Here is an 18,840-nt window from a genome sequence, read left to right on the forward strand (position 1 = left end):
GAAGCTTTACAGGCGGCCGGTGAACTTCTCTATTGAGGACGTGCTTGCGGTGGGGTGATGCACTTGGATGTTGACTCCGCCTAACCAAAGAAGTTGCTTTGTTTTGAATCACAGGCCCGCACGAGCGTTGCCGACGCAGGGATCTACATACGGGACATCCCTGTCCCGATGAAAAACGACGCGCATCCATGCGCGTCGCCCTTCGGGTCTTCGATGGCCTTCGCGAGCATGAGGCCGCGCACGGCAAACGCAAACGCAACGGCAACGGCAAATCCCCCCTGCCCCTTTTTCAAAGGGGGGAACAAAATCTTCAACCACCCAACCGCCACGCCAACCCCGACACCCGCGCGGCATGCCGCGACAAGGCCTGCCTCAGTACCGGCTCGCTGGCGGCGATGTGCAGCGATTGCCGCGCGCGGGTCATGCCGGTGTAGAGCAGTTCGCGCGACAGATGGCGGGCGTCCTGGCGCGGCAGTTGCAGCCAGACGCTGTCGAACTCGGAACCCTGCGCCTTGTGCACGGTCATCGCGAAGGCACCGCCGTGCGCCGGCAGGGCCGAAGGGTGGAAGCCACGCACGCCGTCGCTGCCACCGGCGAACCAGGCCACCGTGGTCGCTGCACCGGTGTCGTGTTCGCGAGCGCCGGCCGGGCGGGCACTCGCGTCGGCGCGCAAGCAAACGCCGATGTCGCCGTTGAACAAGCCGTGGCGGTAGCTGTTCTCGGTGATCAGCAACAGGCGGCCGTGGAAGTACGGCGGGCGATGCGCGCCTGCCAACGCTTCTTCGATGCGTGCGTTCAACGGCGCCGCGCCCTGGCCGCCATCGCGCAAGGCGGTCAGCAGGCGCAGGCGTGCCGCCAGCGTCAGCGCTTCGAGCGGATCGGCGGCGCCGGCCAATGCACGCCAGGTCGGCAACAGCAGCTCACGGCCATGGCCGCTGAGCGGGTCGTGCACGTCTTCGTGGAAATGCACGCCGGCCAGAGCGCCGCCGCGCAACAGAGCCAGCACCGCGTCGGCGTCGCCGGCGCGGGTGGCCTCGGCCAGGGGCGCCAGGTCGAGGCTCTCGGCCTGGCGATAGCCGCGGCGCAGATGCACGCGGTAGGCGCCGAGCGGGGTCGGGTCGGGCTGGATCTTCAGCGTATCGCCGAGCAAGGGCCGCAAGCGTTCGGCCAGCGCGAGCGGCAGGCCGTCGTCGTTGCCGGCGGCATCGACGATCGCGGCAAGCACGTCGCCGGCTTCGACCGAGGGCAATTGATCGCGGTCGCCGAGCAGGATCAGGCGGGCGCCGTCGGCCACCGCCTCGACCAGCTTGCACATCAACGGCAGGTCGACCATCGAGGCCTCGTCGACCACGACGATGTCGAACGGCAACGGCCGGCTGGCGTCGTGACGGAAGCGCGGACTGTCGGGCACGCTGCCGAGCAATCGGTGCAAGGTGCTCGCCTCGACCGGCAAGGCCTCGCACAACGCCGCATCGACGCCGTCGAGACCGCGCAACCGCGTCGCCGCCGCACGCAGGCTCTCGGCCATGCGTTCGGCGGCGCGTCCGGTCGGCGCCGCCAGCGCGATCCGCGGCGGCTCCACGCCTTCGACCCGCGCCTGCGCGATCAACAACAGCAGCAGGCGCGCGATGGTCGTGGTCTTGCCGGTGCCGGGGCCGCCGGTGGCGAGCAACAGCGATTGCAGCAAGGCCACCGCGGCGGCGCGCGCCTGGCGGTCGTCGTCGCGCGCGTGCGGAAACAGCGCCGCGAACAACGGCGCCAGAGCATCGAGGTCGGGCGCCGACGGCGCCGAGTCGGCGATCCGGCGCAGGCCGGCGGCAAGGCGGCGTTCGTATTCGCGATAACGCCTCAGATACAGCAGACCGCGTTCCAGCACCAAGGGTGCGTCGCGGTGCGCGACCGCACCGTCGGCCGGCGTGGCGATCCAGCGCGAGTCGCGCAGCGCGGCCAACCACTCTTGCGCAGGCGGCCACTCGATCGCCGCATCGCTCAACAGCCACGGCCGCGACGGGTCGAAGGCAGCATGACCGTGAGCGATCGCCTGCGAGGCCAGCGCGGCCGCGGCCAACACCGCATCGGGCGTGTCGCGGTCGAGCCGGCGCAGCGCCTGTGCGAGCGCGTGGTCGATCGTGCGCAGGGCGCCTTCGCGGTACAACGTGTCGAGCAGGCTCATGCCGCCTCCCCGCGTCCGGCGAACAAGGCGTCGACCGCATCGACCAGCGCGCGCGCCGGCTGGTGCGCGTACATGCCCGCGGCCGGATCCTCGGGGTCGAGGCCACGGCAGAACAGGTAGCGCACGCCGCCGAAATCGCGGGCGTAGTCGTAGGCCTCGCCGAGGCGGAAGCGCAGCCAGCGGTGCAGGGCGATGGTGTAGATCAGCGATTGCAGGGTGTACTCGCTTTCGTCCATGGCCCGCTCGACGTGGGCGGCGTCGTAGGCCGGCAGCCGGTTGGTCTTGTAATCGAGCACGTAATAGCGGCCGTCGTGGACATAGACCAGGTCGATCTTGCCGGTCATCAGGCCTTCGAGCCGACGCCGCAGACCGAAGGCCTGGCGCTCGCGCAGCCAGCCGTGCGCATGCATCGCCTCGAGCAGGGCGTCGATCGGCGCCGATTCGAGGGCGAAGTGGAATTCCATTTCGGCGCGACGCTCGCGCTCGGGCACTTCGCACAGGCGCGCGCCCTCCGGCAGCGCGGCGGTCAGGGTCAGGCCGACCAGCAAGGCCAGCACCGGCAGGCCTTCTTCGATCTCGGCCTCGGTATAGCCCTCGGCGCGCAAGGCCGAGGCCAACACCTCACCCTCGCCCGCCGGCTCGGCCTGGGCCGGCGTCCAATCGCGCCAGGCACCGAAGTCGACGCGTTCGAGCGCGTCGTGGACCACGTTGCCGAAGCGGCTGCCGGAGAAACGCGCATCGGCCGGCGTCAGCAAGGCCGGTGTGGTCTCCGGTTCGTCCTCGGCGCCGCGCTCGTCCAAGGCCACCAGCGGTGCGTCGCCGCCGCTGTCTTCATTGGTGAGCTGGGTGAAGCTGTACACCCACCAGTCGCGCGCCAGATTGCGGCGCGCGATGCGCGCCGGCGGCACCGCCCCGGTCGCGGCCGGCAACAGCGGCGTAGGCGCGGCTTCGAGCGCGCCGTCGTCGATGACGATCTCGCCGGCATGGCCGGCGGCCAGCGCGTCGGGGTCGGCGACCATCGCCTGCAAGGGCGAAGCCGGCGCCAAGTACAAAGGCCCGCTCGCCAGCCACAGCGCATGCCGCGCGCGGGTCAGGCCGACATAGAGCAGGCGCGCGTCTTCCGAGCGCGCTTCGACCGCGGCACGTTCGCGCGCGCTGTCCCAATCGGGCGCGCGCGGGTCGACCACCTCGGTCTGCAGCTGCAACACGCGACCCAGCTCCGGATCGGGGTACTCGCACAAGCGCCCGCCGCGCGGCTCACGGCCGATCGCGATGAAGGGCAGGAACACCACGCCGAACTCCAGGCCCTTGCTCTTGTGCAGGGTCAGGATCTGCACCCGCCGCGCATCCGACTCCAGGCGCAGTTGCTGTTTCTCGTCGCCGTCGTCGGCCTCGGCGATGCGCAGGCGCAGCCAATCGCGCAGGCCGTGCAGGCCGAGCGAGCGGGTGTCGGCTTCCTGCAGGGTTTCGCCGAGTTGCATCAGATTGGTCAGGCGGCGCTCGCCGTCGGCCAGGGTCAGCAGACGCGGCGCCTGTTCGGCGCACAGGTCGGCGATCAAGGCCAAGGGCCCATGCCGCTGCCAACGCTCGCGCCAGCCCAGCGCGCGCAACTGCCAGTCGCGCTGCCAGGGCTCGTCCTCGGACAAGCGCGCGATCGCAGTCGCATCCAGGCCGATCAAGGCGGTCGCAAGCGCGGCGCGCAGGCGGCCGCCGTCGCCGGGGTGCAGCAAGGCATCGAACAGGCTCAACACGTCCAGCGCCTGTTCGGTCGCGAACAGGCTGCGCCGCCCCGCCGCCACTGCCGGAATGCCGGCAGCGATCAGGGCTTGCTGGATGCGCGCGGCCTCATCGTGGCTGCGCACCAGTACGGCGATGTCGGCCGGCTGCACCGGCCGGCCGGCGATGCTGGCGCGGCCGTCGCGCGCATCGCGCAACCAGGCATGGATCGCGGCGACGCAGGCGCGGGTGGCGAGTTCGCGCGACTCCGGCGCGTTCCATTCGGGCTTCTTGCGGCCGTCGTCGGGTGCGGGCAGGCGGCGCAGGGTCAGCGCCGGCGCGATCGCACCGTCGCGCTGCAGGTCGGCATCGGCGACCGCGCCGCCGGGCTGGACCTCGCGGAAGCGGATGCGCGCATCGATGAAGGCGGCCTCGCCGGCCTGCGCATACAGCGCCGAGACCGCGCGCAGCAGCGACGGCCGCGAGCGGAAGTTGTGATCCAGCGGCGGCGCCTGTTCGGCGCGCTGGGCCGCGCTCAGATAGGTGTGCACGTCGCCGCCGCGGAAGCCGTAGATCGCCTGCTTGGGGTCGCCGATCAGGAACAGCGCGCGTTCGCCGAACACCCGCTCGAAGATCCGCCACTGGCGCGCGTCGGTGTCCTGGAATTCGTCGACCAAGGCCACCGCGTATTGCTCGCGCAAGCGTTCGGCCAAGGCATCGCCGTGCGGCCCATCCAGCGCGGCGGCGACGTCGGCGATCAGATCGTCGAAGCTCTGCACCCGGCGCACGCGCTTGAGTTCGCTCAGCCGCTTGCCCGCTTGCTCGCGCACTTGGTGGACCAAGGCCACCGCCTGCGCGGCCAGCCATTGCGCGCGCTGCCCGGCGGCGTCGAGGTAAATGGCGACGGCATCGAACAAGGGCGACGACGGCGTCGCCGCTTCCTTGCCCTTGTTGGTTCGCGCGGCCAGGGTTGCCGGAGTCAGCTTCTCGATGCGCGGGTCCAGCGCCTGGCCGGCATCGCCGTGTGCGCACCATTGGCTCAGCAGCAGCCACAACTCGCGCGGCAGGGTGGCGCGGTAACTGTTGCCGTTGAGCACCTTGGCGGCGATGGCCGCGTCGAGCCGCGCGCAGGCTTCATCGCCGTGCTCGGCGAAGGCCGCGCTCAGCGTTTGCGCGGCCTGTTCCAGCGCCGGCAGCGGATCGACCGAGGCCAACGGCACCGGCGGCAGCAACTGCGCGGTACGCAACAAGGGGCCGAGATCGGCCGCGAGCGAGGGCGGGCCGCCCGGCCATTGCAGCGACAACAACTCGGCCGCGGTCGCCTCGCTGCCGAAGGCGCGCCACAGGTCCACCGCGATCTCGTCGTGCAGTTCGCGCTCGCTGCCGATCATCTCCGGCGCCGCGAACGGCTGCCCGGTTTCGAGCGCGTGCTCGGCCAGCACCCGCGCGCAGAAACCGTGGATGGTGACCACTGCGGCCAGGTCGATCTCGCGCGCCGCGCGCGCCAGACGCGCACGCAGGGGCGCGGCGCCTTCCTGCGCGGCCTGCGCCTCGACCAGGCTGCGGGTCAGCGTGCGCTCGCCATCGTCGCCGTCGCGCGGCAGGGCCGGGTCGTCGGCGGCGATGCGCGCGGCCAACAACAGGCGGCGGCGCAGGCGTTCGCGCAGTTCCTGGGTGGCGGCGTCGGTGAAGGTCACCGCGAGGATCTCGCCGATGCGCAGCTCGCGTTCGATCACCAGGCGGGTGACCAGGGTCGCCAGGGTGTAGGTCTTGCCGGTGCCGGCGCTGGCCTCGATCAGGCGCAGGCCGTCGAGCGGCAGTTCCAGGAAGGGATCGCGCACGGCGTTCATGCGCCGCCGCCTTCGTCGCGGCCGTGGACGACGGCGCCGAACACCAGCTTGGCGATCTCGCGGAATTCTTCGCCGAGCATCGGGTCGCGGAATGGGTCGCGCCCGCGCAGGGCCAGGCGCGCGCCCGGCGTGGTCGCCTCGCCCCAACTGCGCGGGCTGCCGTGCCACTGGCTTTCGGCCTTGCCCCAGCCGTCCTTGTCCTGGGCCGCGGCTTCGTACCAGAGCCAGCCGGCGCGCGGCAGGAACGGCAGTGGCGCGCGCAGGCCGTAGTCGCGCAGGCGCAGTAGGGTGCGCAACGCGGCCTGGGCCTCGCCTGGCGCCAAGGCTGCGCGCAGATGCGGCCCGGGGCCGCCGTCGGCCTGGGCGAACTGGACCAGTGGGCGCCGATCGCCGAGCGCCGACAGCACCAGCCAGTCGAGGCCGTGGGCGATCTGCGACGGCCCGTGCAGGCTGTCGAAACGCAGGCGCGCGAGACCGCCGGCGTAGACGTCGTCGAGCCGGCCGAGCAGGCGCGCGTCGCCGAGATCGAGTTCGAACGGCAACGCTTCGGCTTCGCCGCTGCGCCAACGCGCGAAGGCGTCGGCATAGGGCCGCACCTGTCCGAGCAGGGCATCGAGTTGGCGCCGGCCGAGCGGCCCGGACGGCAACAGCGCGCGAGCGCGCAAGGTCGCCTGCAAGCGCTCGCGATCGATGCGGCCGCCGCCGGCGATCAGGTCGTCGAACACCGCGCGCTGCAGGGTCTGGCGGAACAAGCCCGGCCCCGGCAACACCAGCGGTTCGACGTCGTCGCTGCTATCGATCTCGTCGGGCAGGCGCAGGCCGAGGCGCTGGCGCAGGAAAGCGGTCGGCGGGTCGCGCAGGAAGCTGCGCAAGTCTTGATAGCTCACGCTGCCGTCGTCGGCCGCGTCGGGGTCGGGCGGCAAGGGTTCGTTGAGCCAGGGGCCGATGTCGCCGCGCAGACCGAGCGCGCCGGCGTCGACCGCCGGCCGCCATTCGGCGCGGTAGCTGAAACGGCGCCGCTCCGGCTCGCCCTCGCCGGCGCCGAACGCGGCCGCGGCGAACGGCTGCAAGGGTTCGCGCACCACGAACTCGCTGCGCGCCGCGGCCGCATCAGCGTGGTAACGCGCGGCCACGTCCAGCAGTTCCGAGACCAGGGTCGACGGTTCGCGCTGGCTGCCGTCGCGCGGATCGGCGCCGAGGTAACTCAGATAGAAGGTGTCGGAGGCGGCGCCGAACAACTGCAGGAACAGGAAGCGGTCGTCGTCGCGCAGCGAGCGGTCGCCGTGGCGGCGCGCGGCGGTGCCGAGTTCGGCGGCGAGCCGGTTGAGGCCGCCCGCCGGGTCGCGACGCGGGTAATCGCCGTCGTTCATGCCGAGCAGGCAGATCACCCGGAACGGGATCAGCCGCATCGGCACCATGCGGCCGAAGCTGACGCCGCCGGTCAGCAGCGGCGCGCGCGTGTCGGCCTCGGCCAATGCGGCGCGGAAATGGCTGCGCACCACTTCCGCGCCGACCGTGCCTTCGAAGCCGGCCTTGCCGGCATCGCGGGCGAAGCTTTCGATCAGGTTGCGCAGGCGTTCGAGGGTGCGCTGGTCGGTGGCGTCGCGCGGGCGTTCGGGCAGCATCGCCCGCAACAGGCCGAGCAGGCGGTCGGCCCACTGCGCCGGGCCCAGCTCGGCATCGAGCGCACGCTCGAAGCGCGCCAGCACGCGCAGCAAGCGGATCAGCGCATCCAGCGCATCCAGCGAGGCGCCTTCGAGTTCGGCGTAGGGCGCGATGCCGGCGATCATCTCGTCGGCCGCAACGCCGTCGCCGGCGGCGTGGCCGAGCAACAGGCGGTCGAGCGCGAACGCCCAGGTGTAGGCGTCGTCGCCGGGAGCGTCGTGGCGGCTGCGATGGGCCGCATCGATGCCCCAGCGCGCGCCGGCGTTCTGCAGCCAGGTGCGCAGGCGTTCCAGGCCGGCGCCGTCGAGGCCGGCCTGGTCGGCGATCGCCGGCGTCGCCAGCAGGTCGAGGATTTCGCTCAGGCCGAACCGCGAGACCGGCAAGGCCAGCAGGCGCAGGAACACTTCCGCGAGCGGCTCGGACGCAAGCGGACTGGCGTCGGCCAGCGCATACGGAATGAAACCCGGCCGTCCGGCGAGGCCGCCGAACACCGCGGCGATATGCGGCGCGTAGGGATCGATGTCGGGCGCCAGCACCGCGATCTCGCGCGGCTGCAGCGGCGGGTCGAAGCGCCGGCCCTCGGCCGAGTTCGGATCGAGCAGGCCCTGCAACTGGTCGTGCAGCACCTGCACTTCGCGCAAACGGGTGTGGCAGGCGTGCACCTGCAGGCTGGCGTCGCCGCGGTCGACGCGCTCGCGCCACGGCGTGGCCGGCAGCGCGCGCCGATGCAGCAGGTCGCGTTGCAGGCGTTGCAGCAGGCTGTCGCGCGCGGGGTCGTCGTGGCGGCTCTCCTCGGGATCGGCGTAGGCGGCGATTTCGCCGGAGGGGTGCACGACCTCGTAACCGCCGAGCACCGCCATGAAATCGCGGCCGGCCGCGCCCCAGGCCTGCAGCAGCGGGTTGTCGTCGTCGCCGAAGGCGGCGTCCTCGCCCAGGCGCAAACGTTCGGCCAGGGTGCCCAGGTCGCCCCAGTACTTGCGCGTCGGGGTCGGCAGATAGAAGTGCAAAGTACCGGCGATCGACTGGGTCGCGATCATCCGCAGCACGTCGGGCGAAACATTGAGGGTGGCGAAGGCGAACAGACGTGGCGGCAGTCCGCGCGGCGGATGCGCGATGCCGGCCTCGCCCTGGAAGCGGGTCAGGTAATCGTCGATGCGGCGCGCGCGGTAGCGGCGGCCGGCGGCGACGCGGCGCCACAGCGCGGCCTGCGGATCGTTGCGTTCATGGCCGGCATCCCAGGCCAGCAGCCAGTCGCGGCGCCAGGCCTGGTACTTCTCGAACAGCGAGGCCAACTCGCCCGACAGCGACCACGACTTCAACGGGTCGTCGCCGTCGAGGTAGGCGCGCAGCGGCGCCAGCGCCGGCTCGCGCAACTGCGCCGGCTGCGACAACACGTCGTACAGGCGCCAACGCAGGGCCTGGGCGTCGAGGTCCTCGCCGGGATGGGCCAGGTCCTCGTCGGAGGCATTGGCATCGAGCGCGCGCTGGACGAATTCGCCCGGGGTCAGGAATTCCAGGTTCGCGGCGATGCCGTAGGCCTGCGCCAAGGTCGCCTGCAGCCAACGCCGCATCGCCACCTGCGGGATCAGGACCACATCCGGCGCCAGCAGCGGCTGCCCCGGCGCGGGCGTGCGCAATTCCTGCGCAAGCAGACCCGCCAGCACGTCCAGCGCATTGGAATGATAAAGACGGAAATCGGCACGCGCGGGCATCCCGCCATCTTGCCGCAAGGGCGCCGGATACGCTGCGGCCGGTTGTGGCGTTTGCGGGATGAGAGGAAGTGGAGAGCAAGAGCCCCCCCTGCCCCCCTTTTTCAAAGGGGGGACTCGCCCTTGAAGGCAGATCGGGTCTGAAAGTCTGTCGCTCCTTACGAGCGCGCTGGTCACAGCGTCGTCGGTGCACGTCGCGATGAACTTTCAGGCAAGGCGTCCCGCGAGCGGCGCACCCATGAGCCTCATCACTTCGACATCCCAAGAAAGAAGTCCCCCCTTTGGAAATGGGGGGCAGGGGGGATTTGCTCCTCGCTCCTCGCCTCTAGTTCCTCGTCACTCCTCGCTTCCCCTCCCTCCATTCCCTCCAGCAACCCTCGACACACTTAAAACCGTTTTAATCGCCGCCGGCCACCCTGCCTCGGCGCTGCGACGGCGGCCGAACGCTCCGTCCCGCCATCGCTGCGAGCGGGGCCGCCTAACCTGCGACAATGGCCGACGCTCGACCCCGGTTCAGGCTGGCTGGGCCAAGCTGCGCCGTTTTGCAGCCTCGTCCGACCGTCTCATCGCCCTCGCACACGGACAGTCCTACCGCATGACGACCGAACCGCCCATCGTCCGCCTGACCGACCTCCGCCTCGACCGCGGTGGCCGCAGCGTGCTGCGCGGGATCAATCTGTCGGTGCCGCGCGGCAGCATCGTCGCGGTGCTGGGCCCCTCGGGCAGCGGCAAGTCGACCCTGCTGTCGGCCCTGACCGGCGAACTCGCCCCGGCCGCGGGCACGGTCGAGGTGTTCGGCCAAAAGGTGCCGCAGGACCAGCGCGAGTTGCTCGAACTGCGCAAGGGCATCGGCGTGCTGTTGCAGGGCAACGGCCTGCTGACCGACCTGACCGCAGCCGAGAACGTGGCCCTGCCGCTGCGCGCGCACACCCGCCTGCCGAAGGCGCTGATCCAACGCCTGGTGCTGATGAAGCTGCACGCGGTCGGCCTGCACGCCGCCGCCGATGCCTTCCCGCGCGAGCTGTCCGGCGGCATGGCGCGCCGGGTCGCACTGGCGCGCGCGCTGGCGCTGGACCCGCCGCTGATGATCTACGACGAGCCGCTGACCGGGCTGGACCCGATCGCCTCGGGCGTGGTCATGAGCTTGGTGCGCCGCCTCAACGACACCCTCGGCCTGACCAGCATCGTGGTCACCCACCACGTCCACGAGACCCTGCCGGTCGCCGACCACGCCATCGTGATCGCCAACGGCGGCATCGTGTTCTCGGGCACGCCGGGCGAACTCGAACGCAGCCAGGACCCGCTGGTGCGCCAATTCCTGCTCGGCGAACCCGACGGCCCGATCGGTTTCGACGCCGCACCGCGCACCACCCCGGAGGCCGCCTGATGCCCTTCATCGCTGCGACCCGCTCGCTGGGCCGCGCCGGCCTGTTCTCGCTGTCGGTACTGCGCGCGTCCAGGCCGACCCGCGACTTCTTCCGCGAGCTGACCCGCGAAATCTACAAGATAGGTGCACGTTCGCTGCCGATCATCGCCGTTGGCGGCGCGTTCGTAGGCTTATCGGTGACCTTGCTGGGCTATCGCGCGCTCGATACCTACGGCGCCGCCAACCAGGTCAGCGCCATGCTCGGCCTGGGCATGTACCGCGAACTGGGGCCGGTGCTGACCGCGCTGCTGTTCATCGGCCGCGCCGGCAGCTCGATCGCCGCCGAACTGGGCCTGATGCGCGCCACCGACCAGATCACCGCGCTCGGCCTGATGGCGATCGACCCGATCGCCAAGGCGGTGGCGCCGCGCTTCTGGGCGGCGGTGCTGTGCGTGCCGCTGCTGACCGGCTTCTTCTGCAGCCTGGCGATCAGCGCGAGCTATTTCGAGTCGGTGCACGTAATCGGCATCGAGTCGGGGATCTTCTGGCAGGTGCTCAAGGACAGCGTCGATTTCTTCGACGACTTCATGATGGCGTTCGTGAAGTCGGCGGTATTCGGTGCGACCGCGGCCCTGGTCGCAGCCTATGTCGGCTACCACGCCGAGCCGACCATCGAGGGCACCTCGGTGGCGACGACCCGCGCGGTGGTCAACGCCTCGCTGCTGGTGCTGATGTTCAACTTCGTGATGTCGGCGCTGCTGTTCAAGTAAGTAGGTGGCTGCTCTCCCTCAGGCGGAGCGGTGCTTGGTTTTCCTTCTCCCGCGAGCGGGAGGAATGCTTGGTTTTCCTTCTCCCGCGAGCGGGAGGAATGCTTGGTTTTCCTTCTCCCGCAAGCGGGAGAAGGCCCCGCAAGGGCCGGATGAGGACAGGGAAGAGGTCGAAGCTGCGCAAGCGCGCCGCCCTCGCCCCAACCCGGCGCAACATCCAGGTTTTGCTCGACACGTAGTAGACCAACCGTTACATCGCCGCGCCGAACCGCGCGGGCTTTATCCCAAGGTGATGCCATGTCCGTCCGCAGTCCCCGTATCGAATTCGCCGTAGGCGCATTCCTGCTGCTCGCCCTGGCTTCGCTGCTGGTGCTGGCGATCGCCTCCACCAACGGCAAGTTCGGCTTCGGCCGCAGCAGCTACGAGATCACCGCGCGCTTCACCACCATCGGCGCGCTGCGCCCGAACGCGCCGGTCAAGATCGGCGGCGTCACCGTGGGCCAAGTCGCCGACATCTCGCTCGACCCGGTCAAGTACAGCTCGATCGTGACCCTGGCGATCGACAACCGCTACCGGAACCTGTCGGCCGACACCGCCGCCGGCATCTTCACCAGCGGCCTGCTGGGCGAAAGCTATATCGGCCTGACCCCCGGCGGCGACCCGGACAACCTCAAGCCCGGCGACGAGATCTACCTGACCCAGCCGGCCGTCGACCTGATCCAGCTGGTCGGCAAGTACATGTTCAGCGGCGGTGGCGCACAAGGCGGCAATGCGGCCGGCGATTCGGCCGCCAAGCCCGCCGACGCCGGCGTTCCCGACTATCTCCAGGGCGAAGCCGCCCCCTCCACCGACGAGACCAAGAAATGAAGCGTTCACTGATCTCCATCGTCCTCGCCTCGGCCCTGCTCGCCGGCGCCCCCACGCTCGCCCTCGCCCAGGTCACCGCGGCGCCGGGCACCGCACCCGCCGCCGGCACGCCGAGCGCGATGGTGCTCAACAACAGCACCCGCATCCTGTCGACCCTGGAAGCGCGCCGCGCCGAGTTCAGCAAGAACCGCGCCGCGCTCAGCCAGTTCATCTCGACCGAGTTCACCCAGGTGTTCGACCGCGACTACGCTGCGCGCCTGGTCCTGGGCACGCACGGCCGCGGCGCCTCCGACGCCGACGTCGCCGCGTTCGCCGATGCCCTCACCGGCAGCCTGATGCAGCGCTACGGCTCGGCCCTGCTCGACTTCAACACCAAGCTCAAGGTGCGCATCAAGTCCGAGACCCCGCTGCGCGGCGGCGCCATCGTCAAGGTGTCCAGCGAGTTCCTGCGCCAGGGCGGCGAGCCGATTCCGGTCGACTACCTGCTGCGCAAGAACGGCGCGCAGTGGAAGGTGTTCGACGTGATGGTCGAAGGCGTGAGCTTCGTGCAGACCTTCCGCAATCAGTTCGACACGCCGCTGAACCAGAAGTCGATCGCCCAGGTCGCCAAGGACCTCAAGGCCGGCAAGCTGCAGGCCCAGGCGAGCGGCAACTGAGCATGGGCGCGGCGACGGCCCACGACGCCGCCGGCGTGCGCAAGGACGGCGAGGCGCTGGTGTTCAGCGGCGCGCTCGACCGTGCCGCGGCGGCGACGCTGTGGTCGCAGGCGCGCGCGCTGGTGAGCGGCGTGCGCCGTTTCGACCTGACTGCGGTGAGCATCGTCGACAGCGCCGGCCTGGCGCTGTTGGCCGAGCTGGCCGCGCAGGTCGAAGGCGTCGAAGTGGTCGAAGTGGTCGGCACACCGACCGGACTGAGCGAGTTGCGCGCGGCCTACCGGCTCGACGACGCACTCGGCTTCGGTCGTTGAGCGCAAGCCGCTGAAACCCGGTCACTGATACACAGACTCCGTCGCAGAACTCTCCTGTTGCGGTCGCCAACGCCGACGGATCCGGCCTGGCTGCCCCCACCCGATGTCCCGGAAGACTAGACTGCAACCATGCGCCCCCACGCACTCTCTCTCTCGCTCGGCCTGGCTTTGGCCGCGCTGCATTCCGTACCGACCTTCGCGCAAGACGCGATGCCGGCCGCCGCTGCCGAAGCGACCGTCGTAAGCGCCGCGGCGCAAACCGACACCGCGCTCGCGCCCGCCCCGATCGAAACCATCGCGGCCGCCGACGCGGCGACGACGCCGGCCGACACGACGCAGGCTGCAACGGCCGAGCCCGCTCTCGACTACGCGCTCGCGCAAGTCGAACCCGAACAGGTCCAACCGGCACAGCCCGATCCGAATGCGCCGGTCGTCGCAGCCCCGGCGGTCGAAGCCGCAGAGCCGCCGCCGGCCACCGCCGCGGTCGAGCCGAGCGCGGCCGACGACCAGCGCACCGAGGCCGAGCGCGATTTCGACGCGCTCTACGGCACGCCGGCGCAGGAGTACGACCCGGTCGCCGACCCGACCCTGCCGGCGCCGGCTTCGGTTCCGGGCGCGTTCGACCCCTGGGAGAAGTACAACCGCAAGATGCACCGCTTCAACATGGCGGTGGATCGCGGCGTCGCCCGCCCACTCGCGCGCGCCTACTCCAAGGTCGTGCCGCGTCCGCTGCGCCTGGGCGTCAGCAACTTCTTCAACAACCTCGGCCAGCCGGTGTCGATGCTCAACGCGCTGCTGCAGGGCAAGCCCAAGCAGGCCGCGCAGGCGCTCGGCCGGTTCGCGCTCAACACCACCCTCGGCATCGGCGGCATCTTCGATCCCGCCAGTGACGCCAAGCTGCCCAACCGCAGCGAAGACTTCGGCCAGACCCTGGGCGTGTGGGGCTGGAAGCGCTCGCGCTATGTCGAGCTGCCGTTCTTCGGCCCGCGCACCGTGCGCGATTCCTTCGGCGCCCTCGGCGACGCGCCGCTGAGCCCGCTGCGCCACGTCGAACGCGACCGCATCCGCATCCCGCTGCAGGGCCTGCAACTGGTCGACGTGCGCGCCCAGTTGCTGCCGCTCGACAGCCTGCGCGACGGCGCCGAGGACGAGTACGCCCTGGTTCGCGATTCGTGGACGCAACGCCGCGATTACCAGATCTTCGGCGACCGCCTCGACAAGAACGGCGACAGCGCCCTGCCGGAGTACCTGCAGGACGACAGCAACCCGAGCGTGCCGGCCGATGCGATGCCGGTGATGCCGACCGACGGCGGGCGCTGAGTTCTACGATCGCCTCGCGATGCTCTGTAACGACGAACGGCCCGGATGCGAATCCGGGCCGTTCGTTTTAGCGCATGCAGTTTGTTCGTATCGAACCGTTGCGGCGCGCGCCGATGCTTATTCCTCGCCGTCCTTGTCCTGCCCGAGCAGGCGTGCGGCTTCCTCGCCGGGCATCGCCTCGACGTCCCGCAGCCGGCGCTGGATCGCGCGCGTCCTGACTCCGGTCTGCTCGATCTGCTTGCTGGCCTGGTCGAGCTTGCCTTTGACGTTTTCGAGCACGTCGCCGAACTTGCCGAATTCGGTCTTGACCGCGCTGAGCGTCTTCCAGACTTCGCTGGAACGCTTCTGGATCGCCAGGGTGCGGAAACCCAGCTGGAAACTGGTCAGCAGGGCGAGCAAGGTGGTCGGGCCGGCGACGGTGATGCGCAGGTCGCGCTGCAGCATTTCGACCAGGCCCGGCCGGCGCAACACTTCGGCGTATAAGCCTTCGGTGGGCAGGAACAGGATCGCGAACTCGGTGGTCTCCGGCGGCGCCACGTATTTCTTGTGGATGTCGCGCGCCTGATCGCGGACACGGCGTTCCAGGGCATCGCCGGCCGCGCGGGCGCCCTCGATGTCGAGGCGTTCCTGCGCGTCGAGCAGGCGCTCGTAGTCCTCGCGCGGGAACTTGGCGTCGATCGGCAACCACACCGGCGCCTCGCCGCCCGGACCGGGAAATCGCACCGCGAACTCGACGCGCTCGCTACTGCCCGGCACCGTCGCGACATTGGAGGCGTATTGGTCCGGGGCGAACACCTGTTCAAGCAGGCCCGCCAATTGCACCTCGCCGAAGATGCCTCGCGATTTGACGTTGGTCAGCACCCGCTGCAGGCCGCCGACGTCGGAGGCCAGCTTGTTCATGTCGCCCAGGCCCTGGTGCACCTGGGCGAGCATCTGGGTGACGTTGCCGAAGCTTTCGGTCAGACGGGTTTCCAAGGTCGCATGCAGTTTTTCGTCGACCGTCGCGCGCATCTGCTCCAGCTTGGCGGCATTGTCGGTCTGCAGCTCGCGCAGACGGGTTTCCAGGGTCTGGCGCAGTTCGCCGATGCGTAGCTCGTTGCGCTGGGTGAGTTCGTTGAGGCGCTGGCCCAGCAGTTCGGCGAAACGCTGCTGTTGCTCGGCGCTCTCGCTGCGGCCCTTGCGCGCATCCTCGGTCAGCAACTGGCTCAAGGCATCCAGGCGCTGATCGGTGCGCACGGTCAGGTCGCCGAGACGGTTGCCGAAGCCTTCGATACGCGTTTCCTGCTGCGCCGACAGACTGTCGAGCTGCTGGCGCAGCTCCCCGCGGCCATCGCGCTGCTCCTCGCGCAAGGCCTGTTCCAGACGCAGCTCGGGGCGGCGCAGCAGCAGAATCACCAACAGGACGATCGCAGCCCCGACTGCGAGCAGGAGCAAAATCAGCAACAAAGAGACGTCATTCATGCCACCAGTCTAACGGGGTGAGTCTCAGGCTCTGCGACCGGTGCCGGCTAGGCCGCGCCGGAGACCCCGTCCCGGCGTCCGCCGAGCGCCCGGGAGAGCGCGACGAGGCCGCGCAAAAAAGCGAAATCGGTCTCAGATCGCGACTGAATCCGGGCGGCCGAGTTCCGTACGGAACCGAACCGCAGCCGGGAACTGTGCCAATCTGGATTCGCCCCACTCGGCTTCGCCGACCGGCCACCGCAAGGATCGCATGCATGGACCCGCAAGCTCCCCGGCTCTACGCCGACCCGCGCGGCGTCTGGCGCGACGACGGCGCCGGCCGCGTCCACGGCATCCGCTGGGCCGATATCGACGGCATCGACGGCTATGCGATCGACGTGGTCGACCGCAAGCTGATCTTCGTCGAGCTGGGCACCGCCAGCGGCAACAGCCTGGAGCTGCGCACCGACTGGCCGGGTTATCGCGAAGTCGCGACTGCGATGAGCGTGCACCTGCCCGGCCTCGACCTGGACGCGCTGAAACGCCTCGAATTCGCCCTGCCCGACGATCCGCCGGCGGTGTTGTGGTGGCGCGATTGAAGTGTCGGCGCCTGGCGCGCGTTTGAGGGCGCTGCGCCTTCCCCTGTAGGAGCGGCGTGAGCCGCGAACGCGGGACGGGCAGAGACGACAAAGCCGACGCCGCTTATCGAAGCGGCGTACGTTCGCCAGGGTAGGAGCGACGCGAGTCGCGACCAAGGGACGCGCAGAGGCGACAACGCCGACGTGACCCATCGAAGCGGTGTGCTTCCGCCAGGGTAGGAGCGGCGCAAGCCGCGACCGCGCTGCGTCGGTCTTGCGGCGTCTCGCTGAAGCAAGATCTAGATCTAGATCTAGATCAAACGCCAAAAGCTTCCGCCACTAAAGCGGCGGGTTACTTTCTTTTGTCTAAAGCAACAAAAGTCCCACAGGGAGTTCCTTCGGTCAAAGGTAACCAAAGAAGTTGCTTTGTTTTGAATCACAGGCCCGCACGAGCGTTGCCGACGCAGGGATCTACATACGGGACATCCCTGTCCCGATGAAAAACGGCGCGCCTCCCTGCGCGCCGCCCTCCGGGTCTTCGATTACCTTCGCCAGTGCGAGGCGACGCACAGCCAAAGCGAAAGCCGCCACCGCCACAAACATGCGGACACGGGTGCAACGCCACCATCCCTGTAGGAGCGACGTAAGTCGCGACCGCGCAACCACCAGAATGTTGCGCCGTTACCGCCATGACGCAGTCGCGGCTTGCGCCGCTCCTACCCAAGAGCGGCCGCGTTGCCTTTGCCTTTGCCTTTGCCTTTGCCTTGATGAGCTTGGCGCAGCACCGAGCTCGCGAGAACACCTGGAGACCCGGAGGGCGCCGCACAGGACGTGCGGCGTTTTCCGATAAGACAGGGACGTCTTATCGGAAAATCCCCGCGCGCGCTGCGTACTCGCAGGGGAGCTTCGTCAAGGAGAGCCTTTTTCTTTGGTTAGCTTTCTTTTGGGCTTAGCAAAAGAAAGTAACCCGGCCGCGTTAGCGGTCGGAAGCTTAGATGTTGCTGTTGCTGTTGCTGTTGCTGTTGCTGTTGCTTCACAGCCTACGGTAAGAAGCGCCGCAACCGGACACCACGCGGTCGCGGCTTGCGCCGCTCCTACCCTGCGACGGTTCATGGCTTCGATGAGCGACGCCGGCGTTGCCGCTTCTGCGCGTCCCTTGGAGCGACGCACGACAAACCTGGCAATCAGCTCAATCCAATACCCGACAAAACACCGCCTTCAGATACCGCGACTCCGGCACCTGCGCCAACCAGGGATGATCGGCACCCGCGCCGGATACCTTGAGCACCTGCACGGTGCGCCCGGCATAGAACGCGGCGCGACGCAGCATGTCGAGGAACTGGTCCTCGCTGACCAGGCCGGTGCAGGAGAAGGTCGCGAACAGGCCGCCGGGCTTGAGCGCGCCAAGCGCCAGCTTGTTCATGTCGAGGTATTTCTTCAGCGCCGGAATCACCTGCTCGCGGTCGCGGGTCATCTTGGCCGGATCGAGGATCACCACATCGTAGAGATCGCCGGCGTTCGCGACGTCGCGCAGGTAGGGAAAGATGTCGGCCTGGACGAACTTGACCTGGGCGCCGTTGAGCTTGGCGTTGGCCTTGGCGATGTTGATGACGTCGGCATCGATGTCCACGCCGACCACTTCCTCGGCGCCCCGCACCTTGGCGTACACGCCGAAACCGCCGGTGTTGCAGCACAGGTCGAGCACGCGCTTGCCGGCGACCTGCTGCGACAGCCATTCGCGGTTGTCACGCTGGTCGGCGAAGAAGCCGGTCTTGTGCGCGCCGGCCGGGTCGGCGCGGAACTTGATGCCGTACTCGGTGATCGTCGCCGGCGGCACCGCCTCGGTGCCGCGGAAGTCGAAGCTTTCCTGCTTCTGCACGTGCTCGTCGGCGAAGGCGTAGAAGCGGCAGCCCGGGAACTGCTGGCGCAGTGCCTCGTAGATCCATTCGCGGTGACGGAAGGCGCCGGCGCTGAAGTATTCGACCACCAGCAGGTCGCCGTAACGGTCGACCACCAGGCCGCTGAGACCGTCGCCCTCGCTGTGCACGACGCGCCAGGCGTCGCTGACCTCGTCGAGCTTGAGCACATCGCGACGCAGCGACACGGCCGCTGCGATCTTGCGCGCGAACCAGTCGGCGTCGACTTCGACGTCGGGATCGTTTTCGAGCATGCGCAGGGCGATGCGCGAGTGGCCGTTGTAGAAGCCGCGGCCGATCCAGTCGCCGTCGACGCCGAGCACGTTGACGATCGAGCCCGGCTTGGGGCGCTGGGCCGGCTTGTCGACCAGGCGCTGGAAGATCCAGGGGTGGGTGGATTTCCAGGTGTTCTTGAGGCGTACGGTGGGGAGTTCGTTATTCATCCCGCCATTCTACCGGGGACGGGCCTCCGCCTCGCCCGGCTTGGGCCGTCCGACCCCGCCGCC

General features: G+C 69.4%; 12 protein-coding genes. 7 read left to right on the forward strand and 5 right to left on the reverse strand.

The window, feature by feature from the left end:
• Window positions 1-310: 310 nt before the first annotated feature.
• The 3 genes from recD to recC are packed head-to-tail and all read right to left on the reverse strand — an operon-like array spanning window position 311 to window position 9,116.
• A complete protein-coding gene (recD, locus tag ACTOWK_RS17680) occupies window positions 311-2,173 on the reverse strand; it encodes an exodeoxyribonuclease V subunit alpha (protein ID WP_441331415.1) in 1,863 nt (620 codons plus the stop codon).
• Window positions 2,170-5,739 (reverse strand): exodeoxyribonuclease V subunit beta, encoded by a 3,570-nt coding sequence (gene recB / locus ACTOWK_RS17685; RefSeq protein ID WP_441331416.1) that lies wholly within the window; start codon window positions 5,737-5,739, stop codon window positions 2,170-2,172. The genes recD and recB overlap by 4 nt, the downstream gene beginning before the upstream one ends.
• Window positions 5,736-9,116 (reverse strand): exodeoxyribonuclease V subunit gamma, encoded by a 3,381-nt coding sequence (gene recC, locus ACTOWK_RS17690; RefSeq protein ID WP_441331417.1) that lies wholly within the window; start codon window positions 9,114-9,116, stop codon window positions 5,736-5,738. Before recC ends, recB begins: the two co-directional genes overlap by 4 nt.
• Window positions 9,117-9,708: 592 nt before the next feature.
• On the opposite strand from recC, the gene ACTOWK_RS17695 reads away from it, so the two are divergent.
• The 6 genes from ACTOWK_RS17695 (at window position 9,709) to ACTOWK_RS17720 (ending at window position 14,400) form a co-directional block, all read left to right on the forward strand.
• Entirely contained in the window at window positions 9,709-10,500 is a 792-nt protein-coding gene (locus ACTOWK_RS17695) for an ABC transporter ATP-binding protein (RefSeq protein WP_441331418.1), read from the forward strand.
• The gene (locus ACTOWK_RS17700; RefSeq protein ID WP_441331419.1) at window positions 10,500-11,249 is read left to right on the forward strand and encodes an MlaE family lipid ABC transporter permease subunit; all 750 of its coding nucleotides are present in this window, start codon (window positions 10,500-10,502) and stop codon (window positions 11,247-11,249) included. Before ACTOWK_RS17695 ends, ACTOWK_RS17700 begins: the two co-directional genes overlap by 1 nt.
• Window positions 11,250-11,543: 294 nt before the next feature.
• Window positions 11,544-12,113 carry an outer membrane lipid asymmetry maintenance protein MlaD gene (mlaD, locus tag ACTOWK_RS17705; RefSeq protein WP_036149641.1) on the forward strand — a complete coding sequence of 190 codons (570 nt, stop codon included), beginning with the start codon at window positions 11,544-11,546 and terminating at the stop codon, window positions 12,111-12,113.
• Complete coding sequence (locus ACTOWK_RS17710) at window positions 12,110-12,769, forward strand: MlaC/ttg2D family ABC transporter substrate-binding protein (RefSeq protein WP_441331420.1); 660 nt, start codon at window positions 12,110-12,112, stop codon at window positions 12,767-12,769. The genes mlaD and ACTOWK_RS17710 overlap by 4 nt, the downstream gene beginning before the upstream one ends.
• A gap of 2 nt (window positions 12,770-12,771) precedes the next feature.
• Complete coding sequence (locus ACTOWK_RS17715; RefSeq protein ID WP_441331421.1) at window positions 12,772-13,080, forward strand: STAS domain-containing protein; 309 nt, start codon at window positions 12,772-12,774, stop codon at window positions 13,078-13,080.
• A gap of 168 nt (window positions 13,081-13,248) precedes the next feature.
• Window positions 13,249-14,400: an MlaA family lipoprotein gene (locus ACTOWK_RS17720; protein WP_441331477.1), complete on the forward strand. Its 1,152-nt coding sequence runs from the start codon at window positions 13,249-13,251 to the stop codon at window positions 14,398-14,400.
• Between the two features lie 117 nt (window positions 14,401-14,517).
• Here ACTOWK_RS17720 and rmuC read toward each other — a convergent pair whose 3' ends face one another.
• A complete protein-coding gene (gene rmuC / locus ACTOWK_RS17725; protein ID WP_441331422.1) occupies window positions 14,518-15,861 on the reverse strand; it encodes a DNA recombination protein RmuC in 1,344 nt (447 codons plus the stop codon).
• Between the two features lie 254 nt (window positions 15,862-16,115).
• Between rmuC and ACTOWK_RS17730 the strand changes: the two genes are divergently transcribed.
• Window positions 16,116-16,439, forward strand: coding sequence for a hypothetical protein (locus ACTOWK_RS17730; protein ID WP_441331423.1), 324 nt, complete (start codon window positions 16,116-16,118; stop codon window positions 16,437-16,439).
• Window positions 16,440-17,607: 1,168 nt separating this feature from the next.
• Here ACTOWK_RS17730 and ACTOWK_RS17735 read toward each other — a convergent pair.
• On the reverse strand, window positions 17,608-18,777 hold the full coding sequence (locus tag ACTOWK_RS17735) for a class I SAM-dependent rRNA methyltransferase (RefSeq protein ID WP_441331424.1): 1,170 nt from the start codon (window positions 18,775-18,777) through the stop codon (window positions 17,608-17,610).
• Between the last annotated feature and the right edge of the window lie 63 nt (window positions 18,778-18,840).

It is taken from the genome of Lysobacter sp. CA196 (assembly GCF_052078695.1).
Lineage (GTDB): Bacteria > Pseudomonadota > Gammaproteobacteria > Xanthomonadales > Xanthomonadaceae > Lysobacter.